This is a genomic window from Streptomyces sp. NPDC107575 (assembly GCF_055657265.1).
This window is the reverse complement of record NZ_JBVKBG010000002.1, coordinates 14,837-38,717: the sequence shown is the minus strand read 5'-3', so window position 1 is coordinate 38,717 and position 23,881 is coordinate 14,837. Positions and strand designations below refer to the sequence as shown.

Below are 23,881 nucleotides of genomic sequence, written 5' to 3'. Positions count from 1 at the left end.
CGGCACCCGCGGGGGCGCTACTCGAACCCCAAGTCCTCGGTTTCCTCCCCCTCTTCCTCCAGCGCCTGCCGCACCACTCGCAGCGCCATGCCCTCCGGATAGCCCTTGCGGGCGAGCATCCCCGCGAGGCGGCGCAGCCTCTTGTCCCGCTCAAGGCCCCGCGTGGAACGGAGCTTGCGCGCAACGAGTTCGCGCGCGGTCTCCTCCTCCCGCTCGGAGTCGAGCTGGCCGACCGCCTCGTCGATCACCGTCGAGTCCACGCCCTTGGTCCGCAGCTCACGGGCGAGCGCCCGGCGGGCAAGCCCCCGGCCGTGGTGCCGCGACTCCACCCACGCGTCCGCGAAGGCGCTGTCGTTGATCAGCCCCACCTCTTCGAACCGGGTGAGTACCTCGTCCGCCACGTCATCGGGGATCTCGCGCTTGCGCAGCGCGTCGGCCAACTGCTTGCGCGTGCGCGGAGTCCCGGTGAGCAGACGCAGACAGATGTTCCGCGCCCGCTCAGCCGGGTCTCCTGACGGCGCCCCCCGCTCGGCCCTCGACGAATCAGGGGGGCCGTCGTCCTCTTCGGCGCCGGGTGGGTCCCCGAATCCGCCCCGGCGCCGGCGCCCGCGCGGTCCGGCCCCGCTCCGCTTGCGCCCACCACGGCGCGGCCCGTCCGCCGCGCCGCTTCCCGCTTCGACGTCGTCCCCGGCCTCGCCGTACGCCGCGTCGTCGTACGCCCCGCCGCCCCCGCTCCCCCGGCCCTCGGGAACGGCGAAGCGCACGTCGTCATCGGCCCAGTCGGTTCGTCGTGTCACGGCGGACTAGCTCTTGGCCGCCGCGGCCTTGGACTTGGCCGCCTTGGGCGCGGGCACCGTCTTGGCCGCGTCCTCGGCAGGAGCGGCCTCGGCCGCCGCGTCCGCGCTGGGCTCGCTGCCCGGCTCCTCCGGACGGACGCCGACGCCCAGCTTCTCCTTGATCTTCTTCTCGATCTCGTTGGCCAGGTCGGGGTTGTCCTTCAGGAAGTTGCGCGCGTTCTCCTTGCCCTGACCGAGCTGGTCGCCCTCGTACGTGTACCAGGCGCCGGCCTTGCGGACGAAGCCGTGCTCCACGCCCATGTCGATCAGGCCGCCCTCGCGGGAGATGCCCTGCCCGTAGAGGATGTCGAACTCGGCCTGCTTGAAGGGCGGCGCGACCTTGTTCTTGACGACCTTGCAGCGGGTGCGGTTGCCGACCGCGTCCGTGCCGTCCTTCAGGGTCTCGATACGGCGGATGTCGATACGCACCGAGGCGTAGAACTTCAGCGCGCGGCCACCGGTCGTGGTCTCGGGCGAGCCGAACATGACGCCGATCTTCTCGCGCAGCTGGTTGATGAAGATCGCGGTGGTCTTGGACTGGTTGAGCGCACTGGTGATCTTCCGGAGCGCCTGGCTCATCAGGCGGGCCTGCAGACCCACGTGCGAGTCACCCATCTCGCCCTCGATCTCCGCGCGCGGCACGAGCGCGGCGACGGAGTCGATGACGATCAGGTCGAGGGCGCCGGAACGGACCAGCATGTCGACGATCTCGAGAGCCTGCTCGCCGTTGTCCGGCTGGGACAGGATCAGGTTGTCGATGTCGACGCCGAGCTTCTTCGCGTACTCGGGGTCGAGCGCGTGCTCGGCGTCCACGAAGGCCACCTGTCCGCCGGCCTTCTGCGCGTTGGCCACGGCGTGCAGGGTCAGGGTCGTCTTACCGGAGGACTCCGGCCCGTACACCTCCACCACACGGCCACGCGGAATGCCGCCGACGCCGAGCGCGACGTCGAGCGCGGTCGACCCGGTGGGGATGACCTCGATGGGCTCATTCGGCCGCTCGCCCATGCGCATCACTGCGCCCTTGCCGAATTGCCGTTCAATCTGCGCGAGCGCGGCGTCGAGCGCCTTCTCGCGGTCGGTTCCTGCCATGGGTTCCACCCGGTTTGCTTGAGTCGATCGCTTCACGCCAAAGACGCTAACGCCTGCCACTGACAATCGGCCTCGACGCCTGTCTCGCCTGTGGATAACTCGAGGCCCTTCGCCCGGCCACCCTCCCCGAATCCCTTGGAAACACTGGGAAAAGTGGCTCTGGACATTCCATAAGAATGGATGTTCGATTTTGGTGTCAAGCGCGCCACGCGGGTCGGCGCGCCTCGGCTACCGTGACTCCGCATGACCCACACCGCGACCGAGATCACCGCAGAACTGGTCCAGGAGCTGCTCCACGAACAGCACCCCGACCTGGCCGACCGTCCCGTGAGACTCGGCGCCCGCGGCTGGGACAACCAGCTGTGGCGGCTCGGCGACGACCTCGCCGTCCGACTGCCCTGGGCCACCGAGTCGGCGGACGCCCTGCTGCGCAAGGAGCACGCCTGGCTGCCCTCTCTCGCCTCGGATCTCCCCCTGCCCGTCCCCGTTCCGCAGCGCCTCGGCGCGCCGTCCGAGCGGTTTCCCCGCCCCTGGATCGTCACCACCTGGGTGCCGGGCACGCCTGCCGACCGGGCCCCCACCACCTCCGCCGAATCGGCCGACGCCCTGGCCGCCTTCCTGACCGCTCTCCACCGGACGGCCCCCGAGGGGGCGCCGAGCGGCCGCGACCGTGGCCGTGCGGGCCCGCTGGCCGAGCACACCGAGGGGTTCGCCCAGCAACTCGCCGAGGCCACCGAGCACGGCCTGATCCCCGATCCGGACGCCGTCCGCGCGATCTGGGAGGACGCCGCCGCTGCGCCGGAGTGGTCGGGTCCGCCGCTGTGGCTCCACGCCGACCTGCATCCGGCCAACGTCCTCACCGCGGACGGCACGCTCTGCGGTGTGATCGACTTCGGTGACCTCTGTGCGGGCGATCCGGCGTGCGACCTCGCCGCCGCTTGGCTACTGCTGCCGGACGGCGCCACCGAGCGCTTCCACCGCGCCTACCGGCCGGCCGCCGACGCCGCCACCCTGCGCCGCGCCCGCGGCTGGGCCGTGGTGAAGGCCCTGGTCTGCATCCTCATCGGGCACGCCGGAGACCACGGCCGCCCCGGCGGCAAGCCCTCCTGGGGGCCGCCCGGACACGCCTCGCTGCGCCGCCTCGTCGCGTCGGCCGCGCGCTGACGCAGGCGTACTCCCCGCGTCGTACGGCGGGTGTCTTCGGCCGGACGACGACCACAGGGGCCGATGTGACGAGCCTTGTCCCATGGCCACCCACGCGATCCGAGTCCCGAACCGCCACCCCGGCGAGCGCCTTTGCTACGCGACCGGCGCCGCTCTTGTCGCGTCCGGGCTCGTGCACCTCGTCGTCTTCGGAGTCGACGGCGGTCCCTGGAACGGGCCGGTCTCCTGGCGCAAGCCCATCACCTTCGGGCTCTCCTTCGGCCTGACGCTCATGGCCATCACGTGGGTGACCTCGTACCTCAAGGTCGGCGCCCGGCTGCGCGCCGCCCTGCTCGTGGTGTTCGCCGCGGACTGCGTCCTGGAGGTCGCCGGCATCACGCTTCAGGCGTGGCGCAAAGTGCCGTCGCACCTCGACATGGAGACCGCATTCGACAGCGTCGTCTCCATGTCCCTCGCGGTGGGCGGCGGCATCCTGGTGGCGCTCCTGACGACCTTCGCCGTCGCGTCCTTCAGGAACCGCCCGGGCGGCCCCACGGGGATGCCTCTTGCCGTGCGCACCGGGTTCGCCGTCCTCCTGGTGGCCCTCGCGTCCGGCGCCGCGATGATCGCGCGTGGTGTCTTCCTGACGCGGACCGGCCACCAACAGGCGGCCTACGACTCGACGGCCGCCCTCAAGCCGCTGCACGGTGTCAGCCTGCACGCCGTGCTGGTACTCCCGGCCCTGGCCTGGCTGATGTCCCGCACTGCCTGGAGCGAGCGCCTCAAGCTGCGCATCATGTACGCGGCGGTCGGCTGCTACGCGGCCGCTGTCCTCGCGTCCGCGCTGTGGGCTGCCCTCACGTACTGAAGCGGGCTACCGCTCGCCGGAATCCGGCTCCTTCACGACGCGTCGCATCCGCGCCCAGACGGACGCCCCGCGTCTGCGGTGCCCGTGCACGCGCGGGTCGTCGGTGACGTCGTAGCGCTTCACGTACGCCCCCAGGAACGCCTGCAGGGTCGCGACGGCGGGAATCGAGATCAGGGCGCCGACGGCCCCCAGGAGCGCGGTGCCCGCGATGACCGAACCGAAGGCGACCGCCGGGTGGATGTCCACGGTCTTCGCGGTCAGCTTCGGTTGCAGCACATAGTTCTCGAACTGCTGGTACACGACCACGAAGACGAACACCCACAGCGCGTACCAGGGGTCCACGGTGAAGGCGATCAGCATCGGCAGGGCGCCCGCCAGGTACGTGCCGATGGTCGGGATGAACTGCGAGACGAGCCCCACCCACACGGCGAGCACGGGCGCGTACGGGACTTCGAGCGCCGCGAGCAGGATGTAGTGCGCGATCCCCGAGATGAGCGCCATGAGGCCGCGCGAGTAGAGATACCCGCCGGTCTTGTCGACGGCGATCTCCCAGGCGCGCAGCACCTCGGCCTGCTTCGCGGGCGGCAGGACGGAGCACAGCGCACGTCGCAGGCGCGGGCCGTCGGCGGCGAAGTAGAAGGAGAACAGCAGGACCGTCAGGAGCTGGAACAGTCCGCCGAGCACCTGTGTGGAGACGTCCAGGACGCCGGTGGCGCTGTTCTGGACGTACTTCTGGAGCCAGTCCGAGTGCAGCAGGCTGTCCTGCACCTCGACCCTGTTGAGGTCCGTGTGGAACGTGTCGTTGACCCAGCTGATCAGCTGGTCGAGGTACTTCGGGAAGTCGTCGAACATGTCCACGATCTGGCCCGCGAGCATCGACCCGAGGAGCACGACGAAGCCCACGCTCACGGCCATCACCGCGAGGAACACCAGGAAGGTGGCGAACCCCCTGCGCAGCCCGCGCGCCGCCATCCTGCTGACCGCGGGCTCCACGGCGAGCGCCAGGAAGAACGCGATCAGTACGTTGATCAACAGCCCGATGAGCTGGTGGAAGGCCCAGTAGCCCAGCTGAAAGCAGGCGATGAGGGCCAGAGCGAGCACCATGGCGCGCGGCAGCCAGCGCGGCATCCCCGCGCGCGGAGTCGGCGCCGAGCCCGGCGGCCGCTCGGGCGGCGTCGTGCCGGGCGGCGCGGCGTCGTCCGCCACCTGGAAGGTCTCGTCTGTCGGTGCCACGCTGCCAGTCTCGCCCACGCCGCCGACAATCGTCGGCCGCCCCCGTTCCGTCACTCGTCAGCGCTTCTCGTCCGGTACGTCCATCGAGGTGCACACGACACGCCAGACGTCCTTGGCCTCCCAGCCCGCGTCGAGCGCCTGGTGGACCGTTCGCCCACCGAGCCCCGCCATCACATGATCACGCGCGAACGTGTCGGCGTAACCGGACCCGAAGTGATCCGTCATTCGCTGCCAGAAGACCGTCAACCGCATGCGTCCAGTATCCCGCCCCTGAGAGTGCAGCCGTGCCCGGGAGGCTTGTCGAGAACGCTTTCCGTCCTACGGTCGGTGCATGGCCGAAACCGGAGCTTCCCCACTCCCCCCGTCGCCCCCGGCACGCTCCCCGCTCTCCCGTGCCGAGACATTCATCTGGCTGACCGCACGCGTCCTTGAACAGCGCCGCTTCGCCTATCACTTCCTGGGCGGCTCCCCCGCGCAGGCCGATGCCGTCGAGACGGCACTGGCCGCGTACCGCAACGAGGACGAGGGCTACGGGCATGCCCTCGAACCGGACCTGCGCGGCCCGGTGAGCCAGCCCCTGCACACGGGACACGCGCTGCGCGTCCTCGACTCGATCGGCCGGTGCTCGGGTCAGCGCGTGGAGCGCGTGTGCCGCTATCTGACCGCCGTCTCCACCCCGGAAGGCGCGCTTCCGGCGGTGCATCCCAGCCAACGCGGCTATCCCTGCGCCCCGTTCGTCCCTGTGGTCGACGACCCGCCGAGCGAGCTGCTGGCCACCGGCCCTGTCGTCGGCCTGCTGCACCGCAACGAGGTGTGGCACGCCTGGCTGTTCCGGGCCACCGACTTCTGCTGGTCGGCCGTCGAGTCCCTGAAGACGTCCCACCCGTACGAGGTGCAGGCCGCGGTCGCCTTCCTGGACAGCGCACCCGACCGCCCGCGCGCGCGAGTCGCCGCCGACCGGCTCGGCCGCCTCGTGCGCGAGCAGCGGCTCGCGGTGCTCGACCCGGAGCGCAGGGAGGACTACCCGGTGGCGCCCGGCTACGCGCCGGACGAGCACCACTTCCCGTACGACTTCGCCAAGGCGCCCGAGTCGCTGGCCCGCTCCTGGTTCACCGACGAGGAGATGGCCCGCTCGCTCGACCATCTGGTGAGCGAGCAGCAGGAGGACGGTGGCTGGCCGATCAACTGGCAACAGTGGGCACCGACGATCTCCATGGAAGCGCGCCCCATGGTGACCATCGACGCGCTGCGCACCCTGCGCGCGTACGGACGTCTTCTGTAGAGCCGCTGGTACCGCTGTTGTCGCGCCGCCGCCTCCCGTGGTGCCGCGTTCCCGCTCAGTGGTCCGCGTCGCGCAGGAGCAGCGCCGCGATGGCCAGAGCCGTGCCGCGCGGTGACGACAGTTCGATGCCGGTCCACTCGGCGATCTTCGCCAGCCGGTTGTCGACCGTGTTCGGGTGAAGCCCGAGCGCCTCGGCGGTGGCCCTGCGGTCCTGTTGGTGGGCCAGATGCGTGCGGAGCGTCTCCAGGAGCTCCGGCCGCTCGGCGACAGGGTCGAGGAGGGCGGCGATGAGGTGGCTGCTCTCGTTGCGCCGGGAGAGGTGGTACTCGAGGAGCACGTCGTCGAGGCGGTGCAGCCCCGGTGGCAGGCCGCACGCGCGCGTGATGCGCAGGACCTCGGTCGCGGTGCGGGCCGCTTCGGGGATGCGCTCGGGGCCGTCCGCCCGCACCGCGGCCACCCGTACGGGCAGGCCGCTCGCCCGGCTCAGGTGGTGCGGCAGATCGTCGGGCGGAGGGCAGTCCTTCGGGACGACGACCCGGCCCCCGTCGCCGTCCAGGAGGGTGAGCACGGCCGCGCCGAAGGTGCGGTCCAGGACGCTCTGCAGCCGTCGCAGCCGGCGGCGCACCGCGACGGGCCCCTCCGTGGGGGCGGTGTCCGTGCCGAGGGCGAGCACGTGAGCGGGTCCCGTCAGCCGGAGCTGGTCGAGGAGCACGTGCCCGGGCGGCACCATCCCGTCGAGCAGGCCACGCACCAACGACCGCTGCTGCGCGTGCCGTTCGGCCTCCAAGGCGGACCGCTCGTCCAGGTACGTCTCGGCGACCGATCCGACGACGTCCGGCTGCGCCCGCAGCAGGAGGTCGACAAGCTCGACGAGCGCCGCCTCGTCCCCGGGCCCCGCCGCTTCGCGCAGTGCCCGCCACAGGACGTACGAGCCGAGCGCGTGGGTGCGCAGCAGGAGGTGCAGCGGCATGCCCTCCTCAGCGCGCTGAGCGGCCCTCTCCCGGAACAGCCGGTGGCTGCCGGGCCGGTGCGCGTCCGGGTCGTCGACGTGGCGCAGAAACAGCCGCACGCCGTACCGCGCGGTCGCCGCGACCTCCAGGTCCTTCACGTCGTCCGGCAGCTCCGCGTAGCCGGGGAGTTCCTCGAAGGCCTCCCTGGCCATGCGCCGCGCCAGTTCGTTGACGCGCGGCTCGCAGCGCGCGGCGAGTGAACGCGCTTCCGGGGACAACGGCACAGGCCCTCCACCGACATCGGCACCGGGCGCCCCATTGCTGAGCGCCCCATTGTGACGCGTCACAGTACCGGGGCGGCCCGGATGTGACGCCAAGCGCTGTTGCGGGCCTCCAGGTGCGCCTTGACTCGGAGCCGGTCCGAGAACGAACCCACCCGGAGGAGCCGCACCCATGACCGAGCACAACACCGCACAGGAGACGGCCTCGCGGAAGCCGGCGGACTACGCCGCCTACGCGGACCGGGTCTGGGAGGGGACGGAGACGCTGCTCCCGCACCTTTCGGGCGCCTACACCGGGGACGAACTGGTCCGGCTCAGCCCGCGGGTGGGCTTCTTCCCCGCCTTCGCCAACGTGACCGCCTTCGACACCGGTGACGGTGCGGTCCTCGTCGACTCGGGGGACTTCCGTACGGCGGCGAACCTGCATGCCGCGGTCAAGGGGTTCGGGGCGGGACCCGTGCGCTCCGTGGTCTACACGCACGGGCACGTGGATCACGTCTTCGGGGTGTTTCCCTTCGACAAGGAGGCGGAGAAGACCGGCACCGCACGCCCCGAGGTGGTGGCGCACGAGGCCGTGACCGCCCGCTTCGACCGCTACATACAGACGGCCGGCTACAACTCGTGGATCAACCGGCGGCAGTTCGGCGTGCCCTCCCTGGAGTGGCCCACCACGTACCGCTATCCGGACACCGTCTACCGGGACCGGCTGACGTTCCGCCGCGGCGAGCTGACCTTCGAACTCGTCCACGCGCGCGGGGAGACCGACGACCACACCTACGTATGGGTGCCGGAGCTCAAGGCCCTGTGCACGGGCGACCTGTTCATCTGGAACACGCCGAACGCCGGCAACCCGCAGAAGGTGCAGCGCTACCCCGAGGACTGGGCGCGCGCCCTGCGCTCCATGCAGGAGCTGGGCGCGGAGCTGCTGCTGCCGGGGCACGGTGTGCCCATCATGGGCGTCGAACGTGTGAACCGCGCCCTGGACGACACCGCGCGCTTCCTGGAGTCGCTCTGCGAGCAGACGCGGGAGCTGATGAACGCGGGGCACCGGCTCGACACGGTCATCCACGAGGTGAAGGTCCCCGAAGAGCTCCTGTCCCGCCCGTACCTCCACCCCGCCTATGACGAGCCGGAGTTCGTCGTGCGGAACCTGTGGCGCCTGTGGGGCGGCTGGTACGACCAGAACCCGGCCCACCTCAAGCCCGCCCCGGAGGCTGCCGTCGCGGCGGAGTACGCGCGCGCGGCGGGTGGCGCCGCGGCGCTGGCCGAGCGGGCACGGGAGTTGCTCGCCGAGGGCGACACACGGCTCGCTTCGCATCTGGCGGAGACGGCGGCCCTGGCGGCCCCCACGGATCCCGAAGTGGCACGCACGCGTGCCGAGGTCTACGGGCAGCGGGCGGGCAAGGAGACCTCGACCATGGCGCGCGGGGTCTTCTCCTGGGCGGCCGCCGAGTCCGCCGCGGTGGCCGAAGGGACGGATGTGGCCACGGAGTTGACGCGGTCCCCCGAGGGGCGCAAGCGGGCCGGAGGCTCGATCAGCGTCGGCGTGGTCGACGACGAGGACGGCTGCTGCTGATGCGCGGGGCATGGCGCACCACATGGCTGCTGCTCGCCTTCATGGTGGTGAATTTCGCGGACAAGGCGGTCCTGGGGCTCGCGGGTCCCGACATCCGGGCGGACTTCGGGATCAGCCGCCAGGAGTTCGGCACCGCGCAGTCGGCGTTCTTCGCGCTGTTCTCGGTCGCGGCCCTCGGCGTATCCACGCTCACGAAGCGGGTGCGCACGACGCCGTTGCTCCTGGGGCTCGCCCTGTTGTGGTCGGCGGCGCAGTTGCCGATGCTGTGGGGCGCGGCGGGCTTCGGCATGCTGGTGGCCACGCGCGTGCTGCTGGGCGCCGCCGAGGGGCCGGCTGCCCCGGTCGCGATGCATCACGTGCACGGCTGGTACCCGCAGCGTGAGCGGGCGCTGCCGACCGCGCTGCTGCTCGTCGGCGCCGCCGCGGGGGTCGCGGTGGCGGCGCCCGCGCTGAGCTGGGTGATCACCCACTGGGGATGGCGCTGGTCGTTCGGCGCCGTGGGCCTTGTCGGCCTCGTCTGGGCGGCCGTGTGGCTCCTGTGGGGCAAGGAGGGGCCCCTGGCCCCCAGCGTCGGCAAAGAGGCGGGAGAGGCGCCACAGGGCAGCCTCACGGTGCCGCTGCGCCGCATCCTGTTGTCGCCCACGTTCCTGACCGCGGCCTTCGGGTCGTTCGCCGCCTACTGGTCGATGAGCGCGACGCTGACCTGGGCGCCGGACTACATGGAGACGGTCATGGGCTGGGATCTGCACCAGGCGAGCACCATGGTCGGCGCGGGCGCCGTCGCTCACGGAGTCATCCTCCTGACGCACGGCCTGCTGGCGCGGCGCTCTGCCCTGAAGGGGACGCCGCCCCGCCTCCCGGTGGGCGCCGGTGCGGGCCTCCTTGTCGCGGTCTCGGGCTGCGCGACCGCGCTGTTCGGCCTCTCCGGCTCGCAGGCCGTGAAGGTACCGATGATGCTGGGCCCGATGGCACTCGCCATGGTGATGCTCACGGTCGCCGCGACGGCCTGCTCCCGTATCGCACCCCCGATCCAACGAGGCACCGTGCTGGGCGTATTGACCTGCGTGTACGCCCTCGGCGGCATCGTCTCGCCGCTCGTCCTGGGGCGCTTGGTGGACGGCGCCGCCACGGTGTCGGCGGGTTACGAGCACGGCTGGCTGCTGACCGCGGCCCTCCTGGTGACGGGCGGCGTCCTCGCGGCCTTCTTCTGCCGCCCCGAGCGCACTGCGGAGCAGCTCGGCGTCCCGGAGACCCCGGCCGCCCTCCCCGCGCACCAGGTCACCCCGTAAGCGCCCGTACCCCCGCCGTGACCACCACGGCCGCCGCGATCACCACCAGGAACGGCGCCCGCAGCACGAGCGCGAGGGCGGCCGCGGCGACCCCGGCCGCCCTCGCGTCGAGCACCAGCACACGCCCGTCCGCAAACGTCTGCTGGGCCGTGAGCGCGGCGAGCAGGGCGACCGGGAGCAGCGCCGCGAGCCGCTTCACCATGGGGCGTTCCAGGGCGCCCGCCGGGACGAGCAGACCGATCAGTTTCACTGCGTAGCAGCCGACCGCGGTGACCGCGATGGCGATCCAGACGTTCAACGGTCTTCTCCTTGTGGTGCGTTGGACGCCGCGCCGCGGCGGCGCCCCTCTACGTAGAGCACGGCCGGGGCCGCCAGGGCGGCCACGAGCACCGGCACCCCGGCCGGCAGCACGGGAAGCAGCCCGAGGCCCAGAAGCACGGCGAGGCCCGCGACGACCCGCTCCGTGGTCGACTTCAGCATCGGCGCGAGCAGCGCCAGGAACACCGCGGGCCCGGCCGCGTCGAGTCCCCAGGCGTCGGTGTCGCCGATGGCCGAGGCGCCCAGTGCGCCGAGCAGCGTGGTGAGGTTCCACAGCACGTACAGGGTGAGCCCGGTGACGGTGAAGCCGAGCCGCACGCTGCGCCGCGTCGGCTGGGCGAACGCGACGGCCGACGTCTCGTCGATGACCCAGTGCGCGGCGAGCGGCCGCACCGCGCGCGGGAGAGCGAGCAACTGGGAGAGGCGCAGCCCGTAGAAGGCGTTGCGCACGCCCAGGAAGAACGCTCCCGCGGCGGCGGTCAGCGGATTGCCGCCGGCCGCGAGCGCTCCGACGAGTGCGAACTGCGACGCCCCCGTGAAGACCAGGAGGCTGAGCGCGCAGGTCTGCAGCACGCTGAGCCCGCTCCCTGCCGAGGTCACTCCGAAGGCGAACCCGGAAAGGCCCACCGCGACGCCCACACCGAGCGCGTCACGGACGACGGCGGAGTCGGGCTTTCCTACCGTCTGCTGCGGCTCGGGAGGGTCGGCCGCTCTGCGTATGTCTGTGGATGTCGTGTTGTCTGCCACGCCCCGCACGGTACGAGGAGGGCCGCGTCCTGTTCTTGTACGTTCTTGCGCTCGCGCTGGTACGCACCGGGCGGCACCCCGACGATCCGGGTGAAGTGCCGGTTCAGGTGGGGCTGGTCGGTGAAGCCGAGGGCCACGGCGGCATCGGCGGGCGCCGTCCCGGCCTCCAGGAGCCGCCGCGCCACGCGCACCCGCGCGTTGGTGAGCCAGGTGTGCGGCGGCATCCCGTACGCGTCGCGGAAGGCGCGCAGCAGCGCGAAGGGGCTGGTGCCGACCTCGTCCGCGAGGGCCTCCAGGGACGGCGGGTCCGCCAGCCGCTCTTCGAGGAGATCACGCGCGCGAGAAGCGGCGGTGGCCCCCGCGGAGCGCCGGGGGCGCGCCGCGAGCGAGGTTCCGTGGGCGCGCAGCAGGCGGGCGAGCACGACCCTGAGGAGGCTGTCGGCCGCCAGCGCGTTGCCCTGCTCCGCCGCCCTGTGCACCTCGTTGATCATGTGCGAGGCCTGGGGGTCCTTGACGATCTGCTCGCCGAAGACCGTGGTGCCGTGCCCGGTGCCTGTCTCCGCGGCGATCTCGGCGATGACGTCGGCGGAGGGGTAGAGCGTGGCGTACGCCCAGCCCTCGGGGCCGCCCGCCCGCGCCGTGTGCGCCACTTCCGGATTGAGCATGACGACGGTCCCCGGGCCCGCGTGCAGGGTGCCGTCGGGCAGGCCGATGGCCTCGACCCCACGTGTGACCGCCCCGATCACGAAGCCGTCGTGGCTGTGGCGGGGGAAGGTGTGCCGGACGTAGCGGGCCCGCAGCAGGTCGAGCCCCGGCAGCCGCTCATAGCGCCAGTGCCGCGCCCACTCGCCCTTCCCCGCGGGCTTCCCCTCCGTTCGTGCCATGGCCCCATTCTGCGTCAGGCCTCCGCGACGAACCACCCCGTTTCCGCAGGTCACCGCCATTGTCAGTGGTGGGGTGCAGGATGGGGGCATGGTCAGGTCCAGGCAAGGGGCCCACAGCGCCTCGCAGGCCCTCAGTGGCTTCTCCCCCGCGACCCGCGGTTGGTTCACGGGGGCCTTTTCCGCGCCCACGGCCGCGCAGGCCGGCGCGTGGAAGGCGATCGGCGAGGGCTCGGACGTGCTGGTCGTCGCGCCGACCGGCTCGGGCAAGACGCTCGCCGCGTTCCTCGCCGCGCTGGACCAGCTCGCGTCGACGCCCCCTCCTGCCGACCCGAAGAAGCGCTGCCGGGTCCTGTACGTGTCGCCGCTGAAGGCCCTCGCGGTGGACGTGGAGCGCAATCTGCGCAGCCCACTCACCGGCATCCGCCAGGAGGCCGTCCGCCTCGGCCTGCCCGAGCCCGAGGTGAAGGTCGGCATCCGCTCCGGCGACACCCCGCCCGCGGAGCGCCGCGCGCTCGCCACGCGCCCGCCGGACATTCTCATCACCACGCCCGAGTCGCTGTTCCTGATGCTCACGTCGGCCACGCGCGACGCGCTGGCGGGCATCGACACGGTGATCCTGGACGAGGTGCACGCGGTGGCGGGCACCAAGCGCGGCGCCCACCTGGCCCTCTCCCTGGAGCGGCTCGACGAGCTGCTGCCCCGCCCGGCCCGCCGCATCGGCCTGTCCGCGACGGTGCGGCCGGTGGACGAGGTGGCGCGCTATCTCTCGCCGCAGCGCCGGGTGGAGGTCGTCCAGCCGCCGTCCGGCAAGGAGTTCGACCTGTCGGTGGTCGTCCCCGTGGAGGACCTCGGCGAGCTCGGCGGCTCCCCGGTGGCCGATTCCGACCAGGGAGCCGAGCGCCCCTCGATCTGGCCCTCCGTGGAGGAGCGGATCACGGACCTGATCGAGGCCCACCGCTCGACGATCGTGTTCGCCAACTCTCGCCGCCTGGCCGAGCGCCTGTGCAACCGTCTGAACGAGATCTCCTACGAGCGCGCCACCGGCGAACCTCTTCCCGAGGACCATTCCCCGGCCGAGCTGATGGCGGAGTCGGGCGCCGCGAAGGGCGCTCCCCCGGTCATCGCCCGCGCCCACCACGGCTCCGTCTCCAAGGAGCAGCGCGCGCTCGTCGAGGAGGACCTGAAGGCGGGCCGGCTGCCCGCCGTGGTCGCCACGTCGAGCCTTGAGCTGGGCATCGACATGGGCGCGGTCGACCTCGTCGTCCAGGTGGAGTCGCCCCCGTCCGTCGCGTCCGGGCTGCAGCGCGTGGGCCGAGCGGGCCACCAGGTGGGCGCGGTCTCCACGGGGGTCGTGTTCCCGAAGTACCGCGGTGACCTGGTGCAGTCGGCGGTGGTGACCGAGCGCATGCGGTCCGGCGCCATCGAGTCCCTGCGTCTGCCGGCGAACCCGCTGGACGTGCTCGCCCAGCAGCTGGTCGCGATGACGGCCCTGGACACCTGGCAGGTCGACGACCTGCTGGCGCTGGTCCGCCGCGCCGCCCCGTTCGCCTCACTGCCCGAGTCCGCGTTCACGGGCGTGCTCGACATGCTGGCGGGCCGCTACCCCTCGGACGCCTTCGCCGAGCTGCGCCCGCGCGTCGTCTGGGACCGCGTGGCCGGCACCGTGACGGGCCGCCCCGGAGCGCAGCGCCTCGCCGTCACCTCCGGAGGCACGATCCCCGACCGCGGCCTCTTCGGCGTCTTCCTCGCGGGAGCCGACCCCAAGAAGGGCGGCGGCCGCGTCGGCGAGCTCGACGAGGAGATGGTCTACGAGTCCCGGGTCGGGGACGTCTTCACGCTCGGCACCAGCTCCTGGCGCATCGAGGACATCACGCGCGACCGCGTCCTCGTCTCGCCCGCCCCCGGGGTCCCCGGCCGCCTCCCCTTCTGGAAGGGCGACCAGCTGGGCCGCCCGCTCGAACTGGGCCGGGCGCTGGGTGCGTTCCTGCGCGAGGTCGGCTCCCAGAAGCCCGACGACGCGCGCGTGCGTCTCACGGCGGCGGGGCTCGACGAGTGGGCCGCGAACAACGTCCTGTCGTACCTCGCGGAGCAGCGCGAGGCCTGCGGCCACATCCCCGACGACCGCACGATCGTGGTCGAGCGGTTCCGGGACGAGCTGGGCGACTGGCGGGTCGTGGTCCACTCCCCGTTCGGCGCCCAGGTGCACGCTCCGTGGGCGCTGGCCCTCGGCGCCCGGCTCAGCGAGAAGTACGGCATGGACGCCCAGGTGATGCACGCCGACGACGGCATCGTGCTGCGCCTCCCCGACGCCGACCTCATGGGCCTGGACCTCCTCGACCAGGAGCCCACCAAGCCGGGCATGGAGTACGACGACGAGCAGGCCCCCATCGGAGCGGCCGACGTCGCCTTCGACAAGGGTGACGTGGACCAGATCGTCACCGACCAGGTGGGCGGCTCCGCCCTGTTCGCCTCGCGTTTTCGCGAGTGCGCCGCCCGCGCGCTGCTGCTCCCCCGCCGCAACCCCGGCAAGCGCACACCGCTGTGGCAGCAGCGCCAGCGCGCCTCCCAACTGCTCCAGGTGGCGAGCGAGTTCGGCTCGTTCCCCATCGTCCTGGAGGCGATCCGCGAGTGCCTCCAGGACGTCTTCGACGTACCGGGCCTCGCCGAGCTGATGGGCGACATCGAGTCCCGCAAGGTCCGCCTCGTCGAAGTCACCACGCCGGAGGCCTCCCCCTTCGCCCGCTCGCTGCTGTTCGGTTATGTGGCGCAGTTCCTGTACGAGGGCGACTCCCCGCTGGCCGAGCGCCGCGCGGCCGCGCTGTCCCTGGACTCCCGCCTGCTGGCCGAGCTCCTCGGCCAGGCCGAGCTGCGCGAACTGCTCGACGCGGAGGTCCTCACCGACCTGGAACAAGAGCTGCAGTGGCGCACGGAGGACCGTCGCGTCAAGGACGAGGAAGGCGTCGCGGACCTGCTGCGCCTCCTCGGACCTCTCACCGGCGAGGAGTTGGCCGAGCGGGGCGCCGAGCCCGGCTGGGCCGAGAGCCTGGCGGGCGCCCGGCGTGCCATCCGCGTGCGGATCGCGGGCACCGAGCACTGGGCGGCGATCGAGGACGCGGGCCGCCTGCGCGACGCCCTCGGGACAGCCCTGCCCGTCGGCGTCCCCGAAGCCTTCACCGAACCGGTCAAGGACCCGCTCGGCGACCTCCTGGCGCGCTACGCCCGTACACACGGCCCGTTCACCTCCTCCCAGGCGGCGGCCCGCTTCGGCCTCGGCGCCGCGGTCACGGACGGCGCGCTCCAGCGCCTGGCCGCCCAGGGGCGCGTCGTCCAGGGCGAGTTCCATCCGGCGGGCATCGGCCAGGAGTGGTGCGATGCCACGGTCCTGCGCAGACTGCGCCGCCGCTCGCTGGCCGCGCTGCGCCATGAGCTGGAGCCGGTGCCGCCCGCGGCGCTCGCCCAGTTCCTGCCCCAGTGGCAGCACGTGGGCGGGCACGGCCTGCGCGGGGTCGACGGCCTGGTCCGAGCGGTCGAACAGCTCCAGGGTGCCTCGGTGCCCGCCTCCGCCCTGGAGAAGCTCGTCCTGCCCTCGCGCGTCTCCGGCTACGCGCCCGCACTCCTCGACGAACTCACCGCGTCCGGCGAGGTCCTGTGGGCCGGTGCGGGCTCACTCCCCGGCAAGGACGGCTGGGTCAGCCTCTACCTCGCCGACACCGCCCCGCTGCTCCTCCCGCCCCCGCACCCCTTGGAACTCACCCCGCTCCACCAGGCGGTCCTCGACGCGCTCTCCGGTGGCTACGGCCTGTTCTTCCGCCAGATCGCCGACCGGGTCCGTGCCACACCCCTCGCTCAGGGCCTTGAGGGGGGCCAGAGAGGCGCCCCCTTCGAGGTCACCGATCCCCAACTGGCCGACGCCCTCTGGGAGCTGGCCTGGTCGGGCCGCCTCACGAACGACACACTGGCTCCGATGCGCGCCGTCCTCGGCTCCGGCCGCACCGCGGGCTCCACCGCGCACCGGGCCCGCAGAGCGGTGCCGCGCGGCCGCTACGGAGGCCTCACCGCGGGCGCCCGTCCCACGTCCCGCACCGGTCCGCCCACCGTCGCGGGGCGCTGGTCGCTGCTCCCCGGCCTGGAGCCCGACCCGACGCTGCGCGCCCACACCCTGGCCCGCACGCTCCTCGACCGGCACGGAGTGGTCACCCGGGGAGCGGTGGCCGCCGAAGGCGTCGAGGGCGGGTTCTCGGCGACGTACCGGGTCCTGTCGGTCTTCGAGGAGAGCGGCCAGGCACGGCGTGGCTACGTGGTGGAGGGTCTCGGCGCGGCCCAGTTCGCGATGGACGGCGCGGTGGACCGCCTGCGCGCGGCGGCGAGCGCGCAGGAGCGCGGCGCCGCACCCCCGGACCCGTACGCCCCGGTCGACGCCCCCACCGGCAAGAGCAGGACCACCGCGCCCCGCGCCCTCGTCCTGGCGGCTGCCGACCCGGCCAATGCGTACGGGGCCGCGCTCCCCTGGCCCGATCCCCCCACCGGCGCCGGCCAGAAGCCGGGACACAAGCCGGGCCGCAAGGCGGGCTCCCTGGTGGTCCTGGTCGACGGCGCGCTGACGCTCTACATGGAGCGCGGCGGCAAGACCCTCCTGGCCTGGCCCACCTCGGACCCGGCGCACTCCGCCGCACCCTCGGAAGCGACCGGCACCACGACCGAGGCGCGCCCGAGCCCCGCCCTCACCCCCGCCCAGCTCGCGGAGGACCCCCGAGTGCCCGCCGCCGCACAGGCGCTCGCCGAGGCGGCCCGCTCCGGCGCCCTCGGCACCATCACGGTCGAGCGCGTCAACGCGGAGCCCGCGCTCAGCTCCCCGTACGCCCCCCTCCTGGAAGGAGCCGGCTTCCACGCGACGCCACGCGGCCTGCGCCTACGCGCGTGACACCAACCTCCACGCCCTGCCCCACGCCGACCATTCGAGCGGCCACGGCGCCGGCACAGCGCCAGCACAGCTCAGGCACCATTCAAGGCTTACGGCGTCAGCACAGCACGAGCCCGCATCCAAGCCCATACGGCACCTCCACTCCGCGCGCCCACATCCAAGCCCATACGACGCCTCCCCAGCACGAGCCCACATTTCAAGCCCCTGCGGCGATTGAGCAGCGGGGCCCGGGGCAGAGCCCCGCGACGTCCACCGCACGGCGCCCCGAACCCACCCACGCCCTACCCCACACCGCCCCGAACCCACCCACGCCACACCCCACACCGCCCCACCCGACACCGACCCGAACCACCCCACCCCCACCTACCCTGACCCCATGCCCGAAGGAGACACCGTCGCGCAGGCGGCAAAGCGGCTGCACAACGCCCTCGCGGACCAGGTCCTCACCCGCTCCGACCTCCGTGTCCCCCGGTACGCCACCGCCGACCTCACCGGCCGCACGGTCCTGGACGTCACCCCGCGCGGCAAGCACCTGCTGACCCGCATCGAGGGCGGCCTCACCCTCCACTCGCATCTGCGCATGGACGGCTCCTGGAAGGTCTACGCCCCCGGCGAGCGCTGGCGCGGCGGCCCGACCCACCAGATCCGCGCGATCCTGGGGAACGAGACCCGCACGGCGGTCGGCTACCGCCTCCCCGTCCTGGAACTCCTGCGGACCAGCGAGGAGTCGAAGGCCGTCGGCCACCTGGGCCCGGACCTCCTCGGCCCGGACTGGGACCCCAACGACGCGCTGCGCAACCTCCTCGGGGACCCCGCCCGCCCGCTCGGCGAGGCCCTCCTCGACCAGCGCAACCTCGCGGGCATCGGAAACATCTACAAGTCCGAGCTCTGCTTCCTGCTGCGCGTCACCCCGTGGCTCCCGGTCGGCGAGTTGCCCGCAGAGACCGCCGACCGCCTCCCGGTCCTCGCGAAGAAGCTGCTCGAGGCCAACCGCGACCGCCCGGCCCGTGTCACCACCGGCCGCCCGCGCCCCGACGAGCGCCTGTACGTCTACGGCCGCTCCCCCCGCCCCTGCCTGCGCTGCCGCACCCCGATTCGCACGGCCGACCAGGGCGACGGCTCCCGCGAACGCCCCACGTACTGGTGCCCGCACTGCCAACAGGGCCCGGCCCCCACGACGTAACCGAACCCACGCCCGCCACCCGCCACCCGCCACCCGCCAAAGCCACCGAACACAACCCCCGCACGACAATTGACGCTCCGTCAGAAAACCTCGTACGGTCCCAGCATGCCCCTCACTGCGTACGACCTCACCGGACGCACCGCATTCGTCACCGGCGCGGCGAGCGGCATCGGCCGCGCGTCGGCGACGCTCCTCGCGCAGGCGGGAGCCACCGTCCACTGCGCGGACCGCGACGCGCAGGGCCTGCACGAGACGGCGGCGCTCATCAAGGAGAGCGGCGGCACGGCCCACACCCACACCGTCGACGTGTCCGACCACACCCAGGTCGCGGAGGCCGTCGCGACGGCGACGACCACCTCGGGCGGCCTCGACATCATGGCCGCCATCGCCGGCGTCATGCACAACAGCACGGTCCTGGAGACCCGCGAAGAGGACCTGGACCGCGTCCTCGCCATCAACTTCAAGGGCGTTCTGTACGCGTGCCAGGAGGCGGCCCGCACCATGATCGCGGCCGGCACCCGCGGCAGCATCGTCACCATGGCCTCCGGCGCGGTCGACACCGGCGGCCCCGGGCTGCTCTGCTACGGCGCGGCGAAGGCCGCCGTCGTCCAGCTCACGAAGACACTCGCCACGGAGGTCGGATCGCACGGCATCCGCGTCAACGCGGTGGCCCCGGGCTGGATCCGTACGCCGATGACGACCCGCCACGACGAGAGCGCGCAGGCCCACACCGAAGCCCTGATGGTGCGCATGTCGCCGCTCGGCCGGGTCGGCGAGGCGGAGGACATCGCGCACGCGGTGCTGCACCTCGCCTCGGACGCCGCGTCGTTCACGACGGGCCAGATCCTCCGCCCGAACGGAGGCGTCGCCATGCCCTGGTGACCTCTCGCCGCACCCCGCCCGCGAGCTCACGCCCGGCGCGCACGGCCCGCGTACGCACGCGTCGCGCGCCGTGCCGCCCGGGCGCCCCCGCCACGCCGGCCGCCCGGGACTTCGGCAGCGCGTGCACGGGCAGCAGGCTCAGACCCCAGCCCCCGGCGACGAGCGCCCCTTCGAACACACCGGCGCCCGGCGCGAAGGCGAGCCGCAGGGCGCCCCACCACCACAGCGCCCCGCACACGACGGCCGGCACCCACCGGAGGGCCCGCCACCCAGCCCATGCCACCGACCGCTCACCTCCGCCCGACGACCTCCGGGACCACGACCACAGTCAATCTGCCCCGGAGCGCCGGGACGGACTCTCAAGCGACCTCAGCCCCGGCTCTCCACCCAGGCCCTCAGCCCCGGTTCTCCGGCCAGGCCTCAGCCCCGGTTCTCAACCTCGGCTCTCAGCCCAGGCTCTCCGCCCAGATCCTCGGCCCCGGTTCTCAACCCGAGCTCTCCACCCAGGCCTCAGCCCCGGTTCTCCGCCTGGAACATCCAGTGATGCTTCTCCAGGTCGGCCGTGATCCCGATGAAGATGTCCTGGCTGACGGGATCCGCCTCACCGGTCGCGTCCACCCGTGCGCGCATCCGCGCGATCACCGCGCCGAGCGCGTCCACGAGCGTCCCCACCGCGTCCGTGTCCTTCACCCAGCCGTCAGGGGCCACGCCGACGCCGCTGGTGTCCGCCACCGTCTTCGCACGCCCGTCCGGCGGGACGCCCAGCGTCGACGCCCGCTCGGCCACCGTGTCGGAGTGCTGCCGGGCGGTGTCCACGACCTCGTCGAGCTGAAGGTGCACCGACCGGAACCGCGGACCGACGACGTTCCAGTGCACCTGCTTCGCCACGAGGGACAGGTCCACCAGGTCGACGAGGGCACCCTGCAGCGCCTCGCCCACGGTTTTCAGATCGGCATCGGGCAGCGGACTCTTCACGACGTACATACGTCACCTCCGTATCGAAATCACCATCAACCATGGCACACATGGTCTATTACGGACACATCGAGCGAGGTCCTCGCCGCCACCCCCGGAAGCGCACAGCAGAAAGCCCCGGCCGATCTATCGGCCGGGGCTTTCCCCATGGTCAAGCTGGGCTCAGGGCACTGAGCGCAGGCGCTACGCCGCTACGACGTCCACGGCCTCCGCAGGAGCCTTGATCGTCACGCGTTCCGGCGGTACGCCGGCCACGGAGACGGAATTGAGCATCGGACGAACCGGTGCGGGCACCGGCTCCGACGGGACCGCTGCTGCCGACTCGGCCAGCTCGGCGAGGGCGAGCTCATCGCTCACCTCGCGCATCAGCTCGGACATCCGTACGTCAAGCGCGTCGCAGATCGCGGAGAGCAGCTCGGAGGAAGCCTCCTTCTGCCCCCGCTCCACCTCGGAGAGATAGCCGAGCGAAACTCGGGCGGACGAGGAGACTTCGCGCAGAGTACGGCCCTGGCGCTGGCGCTGCCGACGCAGCACGTCACCCAGCAGGCGACGGAGCAGAATCATCGGTGGCTCCCTCCTCGGACCGCGTAGCCGCATCCTTCACGCCCCACCGTACCGCCTCGTGCCGCGGCCGTGCGGGGAGCGATGTCGTGTTCACTCAGGGCTGCAAACATCAAAACCCCCCGTTCTGTTCCGTATCCTGTGCCCGCGCTTTCCCAGTACGTTCGCCGGAATGTACTCCGACCAGCTCTTCGACGAGCAGTCCGAGCACGCTCCGTACACTCTCCATACGGATTTCCGTCCGATCGCCGTTCAATCGCAGAGCGGCCACTTTGTGGCTACCAGCGAAATCGGCCGCACCCTGGGAATGATCAGCTCCGGGCCCCGCCACCGCCACATAGACGGTGCCGACCGGCTGCCCGTCCTGCGGCTCGGGTCCCGCTACGCCGGTCGTGGCGACACCCCACTGCGCGCCCAGCGCGTCCCGCACGCCGGCCGCCATGGCCAGCGCGACCTCGGGGTGCACCGGCCCGTGCGCGGCGAGCAGATCCGCGTCGACGCCGAGCAACCGGTGCTTGAGCTCCGTCGCGTACGCCGTGACCGAGCCGCGGAAGGCCTTCGAGGCCCCCGGCACCGCCACGAGCTCCGCGGCCACCAGGCCCCCCGTGAGCGACTCCGCGACGGCGAGGGTCTCCCCCCGCTCCGTCAACAGGCGCAGCGCCTCGACCGCCTCGTACGTCACTTCTCGGCAGCCTCCGCGGACGCCTGCGCGGCAGCCTTGGACTCGGCGAGCCCGGCGCGGCGCAGCACGACGGCCTGCCGCACGTAGTCGAGCCCGGTCACCACCGTGAGCGCGACGGCGGCCGCCATCACCCACCAGCGCAGCGTCGCGAGCGGCCCGGTCAGCGCCAGGATGTACATGCCGACGGCCGTGCCCTGCGTCAGGGTCTTTATCTTGCCGCCGCGGCTGGCCGGAATGACCCCGTACCGAATGACGATGAACCGCAGCAGCGTGATCCCGAGCTCGCGCCCGAGAATGACGCCGGTCACCCACCAGGGAAGATCACCGAGCGAGGAGAGACAGATCAGCGCGGCGCCCATGATCGCTTTGTCGGCGATCGGGTCGGCGATCTTTCCGAAATCGGTGACCAAGTTGTAAGAACGCGCCAAATGCCCGTCAAAGACATCCGTGATCATGGCAACGGCGAAAGCCGCCCAGGCCCAGGCCCGCCACGCCGGGTCGTACCCGCCGTCGGCCAGCATGAGCGCCACGAAACCCGGCACCAGAAGGAGCCGGATCATGGTCAGGATGTTCGCGATGTTCCACAGGCTCGCCTGGTTGACGGCCGCGGTACCCAGCGTGCTTCCGGGCGACGGCCTGCCGGTCCCACCCGTAGCGGACGCCGGGACTCCGGTCATCTGTCCGCCTCCTCAGCGATCTCCAGCGGCTCGGCCACGAGGTCGACGCCTTCGGTGCCGACCACCTTTGCCTCGACCATACGGCCGATGGTCAGACCCGCGCCGCTCGTGAGACGCACCTGCCCGTCGGTCTCGGGCGCCTGGTGGGCACCGCGGCCGAGGACACCGTCCTCCTCGTCGACGGACTCGACGAGGACCTGCACGGTCTCGCCCACGCGCTCCTCGGCGCGCTGCGACACCAGCTGCTCGGCGAGCCGGGACAGCCGCGCGAGACGCTGCGCGACGACGTCCTCGTCGAGCTTGTCCGCGTACGTCGCCGCCTCCGTGCCCTCCTCGTCGGAGTAGCCGAAGACGCCGATGGCGTCCAGACGCGCGCCGTTCAAGAAGCGCTCCAGCTCCGCGTAGTCGGCCTCGGTCTCGCCGGGGAAGCCCACGATGAAGTTCGACCGGACACCCGCCTGCGGCGCCTTGGACCGAATGGTGTCGAGCAGCTCCAGGAACCGGTCGGTGTCACCGAAGCGCCGCATCGCGCGCAGCACGCCGGGGGCCGAGTGCTGGAAGGAGAGGTCGAAGTACGGGGCGATCTTGTCGGTCCCCGTCAGCACGTCGATCAGGCCGGGTCGCATCTCGGCGGGCTGCAGGTAGCTGACCCGCACCCGCTCGATCCCGTCGACGTCCGCAAGCTCGGGCAGCAGCGACTCCAGGAGCCGGATGTCGCCCAGGTCCTTGCCGTACGACGTGTTGTTCTCGGAGACCAGCATGATCTCCTTGACGCCCTGCTCGGCGAGCCAGCGCGTCTCGTTCAGTACGTCGCTGGGGCGGCGCGAGATGAACGAACCGCGGAACGACGGGATGGCGCAGAACGAGCACCGCCGGTCGCACCCGGACGCCAGCTTCACGGACGCCACAGGGGTGCCGCCGAGCCGGCGCCGCAGCGGGGCACGCGGCCCGGACGCGGGCGCGAGGCCCTCCGGCAGATCGACAGGGGGCTCCACCGGAGCGTGCCCCGGCAGCGCGATCCCGGAGCCGGCCTCCTGGCGCTCGGCCGGGCTGATCGGCAGCAGCTTGCGGCGGTCGCGCGGGGCGTGCGCCTCCACGCTGCCCCCGGACAGGATCGTCTGGAGGCGGCCGGAGATGTCCTCGTAGTCGTCGAAACCGAGCACGCCGTCGGCCTCGGGCAGCGCCTCGGCGAGCTCCTTGCCGTAGCGCTCGGCCATGCAGCCGACCGCTACCACCGCCTGCGTTCTGCCATGACCCTTGAGGTCATTGGCTTCGAGGAGGGCGTCGACGGAGTCCTTCTTCGCGGCCTCCACGAAGCCACAGGTGTTCACGACGGCGACATCGGCTGCGTCGGCGTCCTCGACGAGCTCCCAGCCGTCCGCCTCCAAGCGGCCTGCGAGCTCCTCCGAGTCCACCTCGTTACGGGCGCAGCCAAGGGTGACAAGTGCGACGGTACGGCGTTCGGGCATGGCATCAAGACTACTTCGTCCCACCGACAGCCCAA

General features: G+C 72.3%; 21 protein-coding genes. 8 read left to right on the top strand and 13 right to left on the bottom strand.

Annotated features, from left to right (window positions below):
* Positions 1 to 17: 17 nt before the first annotated feature.
* Entirely contained in the window at positions 18 to 797 is a 780-nt protein-coding gene (gene recX, locus ACZ7L4_RS06990; RefSeq protein ID WP_472100454.1) for a recombination regulator RecX, read from the bottom strand.
* 6 nt (positions 798 to 803) lie between these two features.
* On the bottom strand, positions 804 to 1,925 hold the full coding sequence (recA, locus tag ACZ7L4_RS06985; protein WP_472100453.1) for a recombinase RecA: 1,122 nt from the start codon (positions 1,923 to 1,925) through the stop codon (positions 804 to 806).
* Between the two features lie 243 nt (positions 1,926 to 2,168).
* On the opposite strand from recA, the gene ACZ7L4_RS06980 reads away from it, so the two are divergent.
* Positions 2,169 to 3,089, top strand: coding sequence for an aminoglycoside phosphotransferase family protein (locus tag ACZ7L4_RS06980; RefSeq protein ID WP_472100452.1), 921 nt, complete (start codon positions 2,169 to 2,171; stop codon positions 3,087 to 3,089).
* Positions 3,090 to 3,171: 82 nt separating this feature from the next.
* Positions 3,172 to 3,936: a hypothetical protein gene (locus tag ACZ7L4_RS06975; RefSeq protein WP_472100451.1), complete on the top strand. Its 765-nt coding sequence runs from the start codon at positions 3,172 to 3,174 to the stop codon at positions 3,934 to 3,936.
* Positions 3,937 to 3,942: 6 nt separating this feature from the next.
* Here the strand turns inward: ACZ7L4_RS06975 and ACZ7L4_RS06970 are convergent, their stop codons facing one another.
* Both ACZ7L4_RS06970 and ACZ7L4_RS06965 read right to left on the bottom strand, forming a co-directional pair.
* A complete protein-coding gene (locus ACZ7L4_RS06970; RefSeq protein WP_472100449.1) occupies positions 3,943 to 5,169 on the bottom strand; it encodes an AI-2E family transporter in 1,227 nt (408 codons plus the stop codon).
* Between the two features lie 57 nt (positions 5,170 to 5,226).
* Positions 5,227 to 5,421, bottom strand: a complete 195-nt coding sequence (locus tag ACZ7L4_RS06965; RefSeq protein WP_450817425.1) for a DUF3046 domain-containing protein — start codon at positions 5,419 to 5,421, stop codon at positions 5,227 to 5,229.
* Between the two features lie 79 nt (positions 5,422 to 5,500).
* Between ACZ7L4_RS06965 and ACZ7L4_RS06960 the strand changes: the two genes are divergently transcribed.
* Positions 5,501 to 6,451 (top strand): hypothetical protein, encoded by a 951-nt coding sequence (locus tag ACZ7L4_RS06960; RefSeq protein ID WP_472100447.1) that lies wholly within the window; start codon positions 5,501 to 5,503, stop codon positions 6,449 to 6,451.
* A 55-nt stretch (positions 6,452 to 6,506) separates the two neighbouring features.
* Here the strand turns inward: ACZ7L4_RS06960 and ACZ7L4_RS06955 are convergent, their stop codons facing one another.
* Positions 6,507 to 7,685, bottom strand: coding sequence for a PucR family transcriptional regulator (locus ACZ7L4_RS06955; RefSeq protein ID WP_472100445.1), 1,179 nt, complete (start codon positions 7,683 to 7,685; stop codon positions 6,507 to 6,509).
* 169 nt (positions 7,686 to 7,854) lie between these two features.
* Between ACZ7L4_RS06955 and ACZ7L4_RS06950 the strand changes: the two genes are divergently transcribed.
* Positions 7,855 to 9,258 (top strand): alkyl sulfatase dimerization domain-containing protein, encoded by a 1,404-nt coding sequence (locus ACZ7L4_RS06950; RefSeq protein ID WP_472100443.1) that lies wholly within the window; start codon positions 7,855 to 7,857, stop codon positions 9,256 to 9,258.
* Complete coding sequence (locus tag ACZ7L4_RS06945; RefSeq protein WP_472100441.1) at positions 9,258 to 10,547, top strand: MFS transporter; 1,290 nt, start codon at positions 9,258 to 9,260, stop codon at positions 10,545 to 10,547. Before ACZ7L4_RS06950 ends, ACZ7L4_RS06945 begins: the two co-directional genes overlap by 1 nt.
* On the opposite strand, the gene ACZ7L4_RS06940 is transcribed toward ACZ7L4_RS06945, so the two are convergent.
* From ACZ7L4_RS06940 to ACZ7L4_RS06930, 3 genes are read right to left on the bottom strand one after another with little or no spacing between them, the layout of a single operon-like run.
* Positions 10,537 to 10,845: an AzlD domain-containing protein gene (locus ACZ7L4_RS06940; RefSeq protein WP_472100439.1), complete on the bottom strand. Its 309-nt coding sequence runs from the start codon at positions 10,843 to 10,845 to the stop codon at positions 10,537 to 10,539. The genes ACZ7L4_RS06945 and ACZ7L4_RS06940 overlap by 11 nt on opposite strands.
* A complete protein-coding gene (locus ACZ7L4_RS06935; protein ID WP_472101931.1) occupies positions 10,842 to 11,585 on the bottom strand; it encodes an AzlC family ABC transporter permease in 744 nt (247 codons plus the stop codon). Before ACZ7L4_RS06935 ends, ACZ7L4_RS06940 begins: the two co-directional genes overlap by 4 nt.
* Positions 11,543 to 12,496 carry an AraC family ligand binding domain-containing protein gene (locus tag ACZ7L4_RS06930; RefSeq protein WP_472100437.1) on the bottom strand — a complete coding sequence of 318 codons (954 nt, stop codon included), beginning with the start codon at positions 12,494 to 12,496 and terminating at the stop codon, positions 11,543 to 11,545. Before ACZ7L4_RS06930 ends, ACZ7L4_RS06935 begins: the two co-directional genes overlap by 43 nt.
* Positions 12,497 to 12,584: 88 nt before the next feature.
* Here ACZ7L4_RS06930 and ACZ7L4_RS06925 point away from each other — a divergent pair, with 88 nt between their 5' ends.
* The 3 genes from ACZ7L4_RS06925 to ACZ7L4_RS06915 all read left to right on the top strand — a co-directional run bounded on the left by ACZ7L4_RS06925 (position 12,585) and on the right by ACZ7L4_RS06915 (position 19,482).
* On the top strand, positions 12,585 to 17,417 hold the full coding sequence (locus tag ACZ7L4_RS06925; protein WP_472100436.1) for an ATP-dependent helicase: 4,833 nt from the start codon (positions 12,585 to 12,587) through the stop codon (positions 17,415 to 17,417).
* A gap of 376 nt (positions 17,418 to 17,793) precedes the next feature.
* Positions 17,794 to 18,600, top strand: a complete 807-nt coding sequence (locus tag ACZ7L4_RS06920) for an Fpg/Nei family DNA glycosylase (RefSeq protein WP_472100435.1) — start codon at positions 17,794 to 17,796, stop codon at positions 18,598 to 18,600.
* Positions 18,601 to 18,705: 105 nt separating this feature from the next.
* Complete coding sequence (locus tag ACZ7L4_RS06915) at positions 18,706 to 19,482, top strand: SDR family NAD(P)-dependent oxidoreductase (RefSeq protein WP_472100433.1); 777 nt, start codon at positions 18,706 to 18,708, stop codon at positions 19,480 to 19,482.
* A 510-nt stretch (positions 19,483 to 19,992) separates the two neighbouring features.
* On the opposite strand, the gene ACZ7L4_RS06910 is transcribed toward ACZ7L4_RS06915, so the two are convergent.
* The 5 genes from ACZ7L4_RS06910 to rimO form a co-directional block, all read right to left on the bottom strand.
* A complete protein-coding gene (locus tag ACZ7L4_RS06910; RefSeq protein ID WP_385769312.1) occupies positions 19,993 to 20,466 on the bottom strand; it encodes a Dps family protein in 474 nt (157 codons plus the stop codon).
* A 174-nt stretch (positions 20,467 to 20,640) separates the two neighbouring features.
* Positions 20,641 to 21,021, bottom strand: a complete 381-nt coding sequence (locus ACZ7L4_RS06905) for a helix-turn-helix domain-containing protein (RefSeq protein ID WP_188336490.1) — start codon at positions 21,019 to 21,021, stop codon at positions 20,641 to 20,643.
* A 109-nt stretch (positions 21,022 to 21,130) separates the two neighbouring features.
* The gene (locus tag ACZ7L4_RS06900; protein ID WP_450817414.1) at positions 21,131 to 21,700 is read right to left on the bottom strand and encodes a CinA family protein; all 570 of its coding nucleotides are present in this window, start codon (positions 21,698 to 21,700) and stop codon (positions 21,131 to 21,133) included.
* Positions 21,697 to 22,377, bottom strand: coding sequence for a CDP-diacylglycerol--glycerol-3-phosphate 3-phosphatidyltransferase (gene pgsA, locus ACZ7L4_RS06895; protein ID WP_472100431.1), 681 nt, complete (start codon positions 22,375 to 22,377; stop codon positions 21,697 to 21,699). The genes ACZ7L4_RS06900 and pgsA overlap by 4 nt, the downstream gene beginning before the upstream one ends.
* On the bottom strand, positions 22,374 to 23,846 hold the full coding sequence (gene rimO / locus ACZ7L4_RS06890; RefSeq protein ID WP_472100429.1) for a 30S ribosomal protein S12 methylthiotransferase RimO: 1,473 nt from the start codon (positions 23,844 to 23,846) through the stop codon (positions 22,374 to 22,376). Before rimO ends, pgsA begins: the two co-directional genes overlap by 4 nt.
* Positions 23,847 to 23,881: the final 35 nt, after the last annotated feature.

What these genes read in the sequence shown, in the direction of transcription:
- recA (WP_472100453.1), bottom strand. Translation starts at nt 1,925, where the DNA reads ATGGCAGGAACCGACCGCGAGAAGGCGCTCGACGCCGCGCTCGCGCAG.
- ACZ7L4_RS06980 (WP_472100452.1), top strand. Translation starts at nt 2,169, where the DNA reads ATGACCCACACCGCGACCGAGATCACCGCAGAACTGGTCCAGGAGCTG.
- ACZ7L4_RS06975 (WP_472100451.1), top strand. Translation starts at nt 3,172, where the DNA reads ATGGCCACCCACGCGATCCGAGTCCCGAACCGCCACCCCGGCGAGCGC.
- ACZ7L4_RS06965 (WP_450817425.1), bottom strand. Translation starts at nt 5,421, where the DNA reads ATGCGGTTGACGGTCTTCTGGCAGCGAATGACGGATCACTTCGGGTCC.
- ACZ7L4_RS06960 (WP_472100447.1), top strand. Translation starts at nt 5,501, where the DNA reads ATGGCCGAAACCGGAGCTTCCCCACTCCCCCCGTCGCCCCCGGCACGC.
- ACZ7L4_RS06950 (WP_472100443.1), top strand. Translation starts at nt 7,855, where the DNA reads ATGACCGAGCACAACACCGCACAGGAGACGGCCTCGCGGAAGCCGGCG.
- ACZ7L4_RS06945 (WP_472100441.1), top strand. Translation starts at nt 9,258, where the DNA reads ATGCGCGGGGCATGGCGCACCACATGGCTGCTGCTCGCCTTCATGGTG.
- ACZ7L4_RS06930 (WP_472100437.1), bottom strand. Translation starts at nt 12,496, where the DNA reads ATGGCACGAACGGAGGGGAAGCCCGCGGGGAAGGGCGAGTGGGCGCGG.
- ACZ7L4_RS06925 (WP_472100436.1), top strand. Translation starts at nt 12,585, where the DNA reads ATGGTCAGGTCCAGGCAAGGGGCCCACAGCGCCTCGCAGGCCCTCAGT.
- ACZ7L4_RS06920 (WP_472100435.1), top strand. Translation starts at nt 17,794, where the DNA reads ATGCCCGAAGGAGACACCGTCGCGCAGGCGGCAAAGCGGCTGCACAAC.
- ACZ7L4_RS06915 (WP_472100433.1), top strand. Translation starts at nt 18,706, where the DNA reads ATGCCCCTCACTGCGTACGACCTCACCGGACGCACCGCATTCGTCACC.
- ACZ7L4_RS06910 (WP_385769312.1), bottom strand. Translation starts at nt 20,466, where the DNA reads ATGTACGTCGTGAAGAGTCCGCTGCCCGATGCCGATCTGAAAACCGTG.
- ACZ7L4_RS06905 (WP_188336490.1), bottom strand. Translation starts at nt 21,021, where the DNA reads ATGATTCTGCTCCGTCGCCTGCTGGGTGACGTGCTGCGTCGGCAGCGC.
- pgsA (WP_472100431.1), bottom strand. Translation starts at nt 22,377, where the DNA reads ATGACCGGAGTCCCGGCGTCCGCTACGGGTGGGACCGGCAGGCCGTCG.
- rimO (WP_472100429.1), bottom strand. Translation starts at nt 23,846, where the DNA reads ATGCCCGAACGCCGTACCGTCGCACTTGTCACCCTTGGCTGCGCCCGT.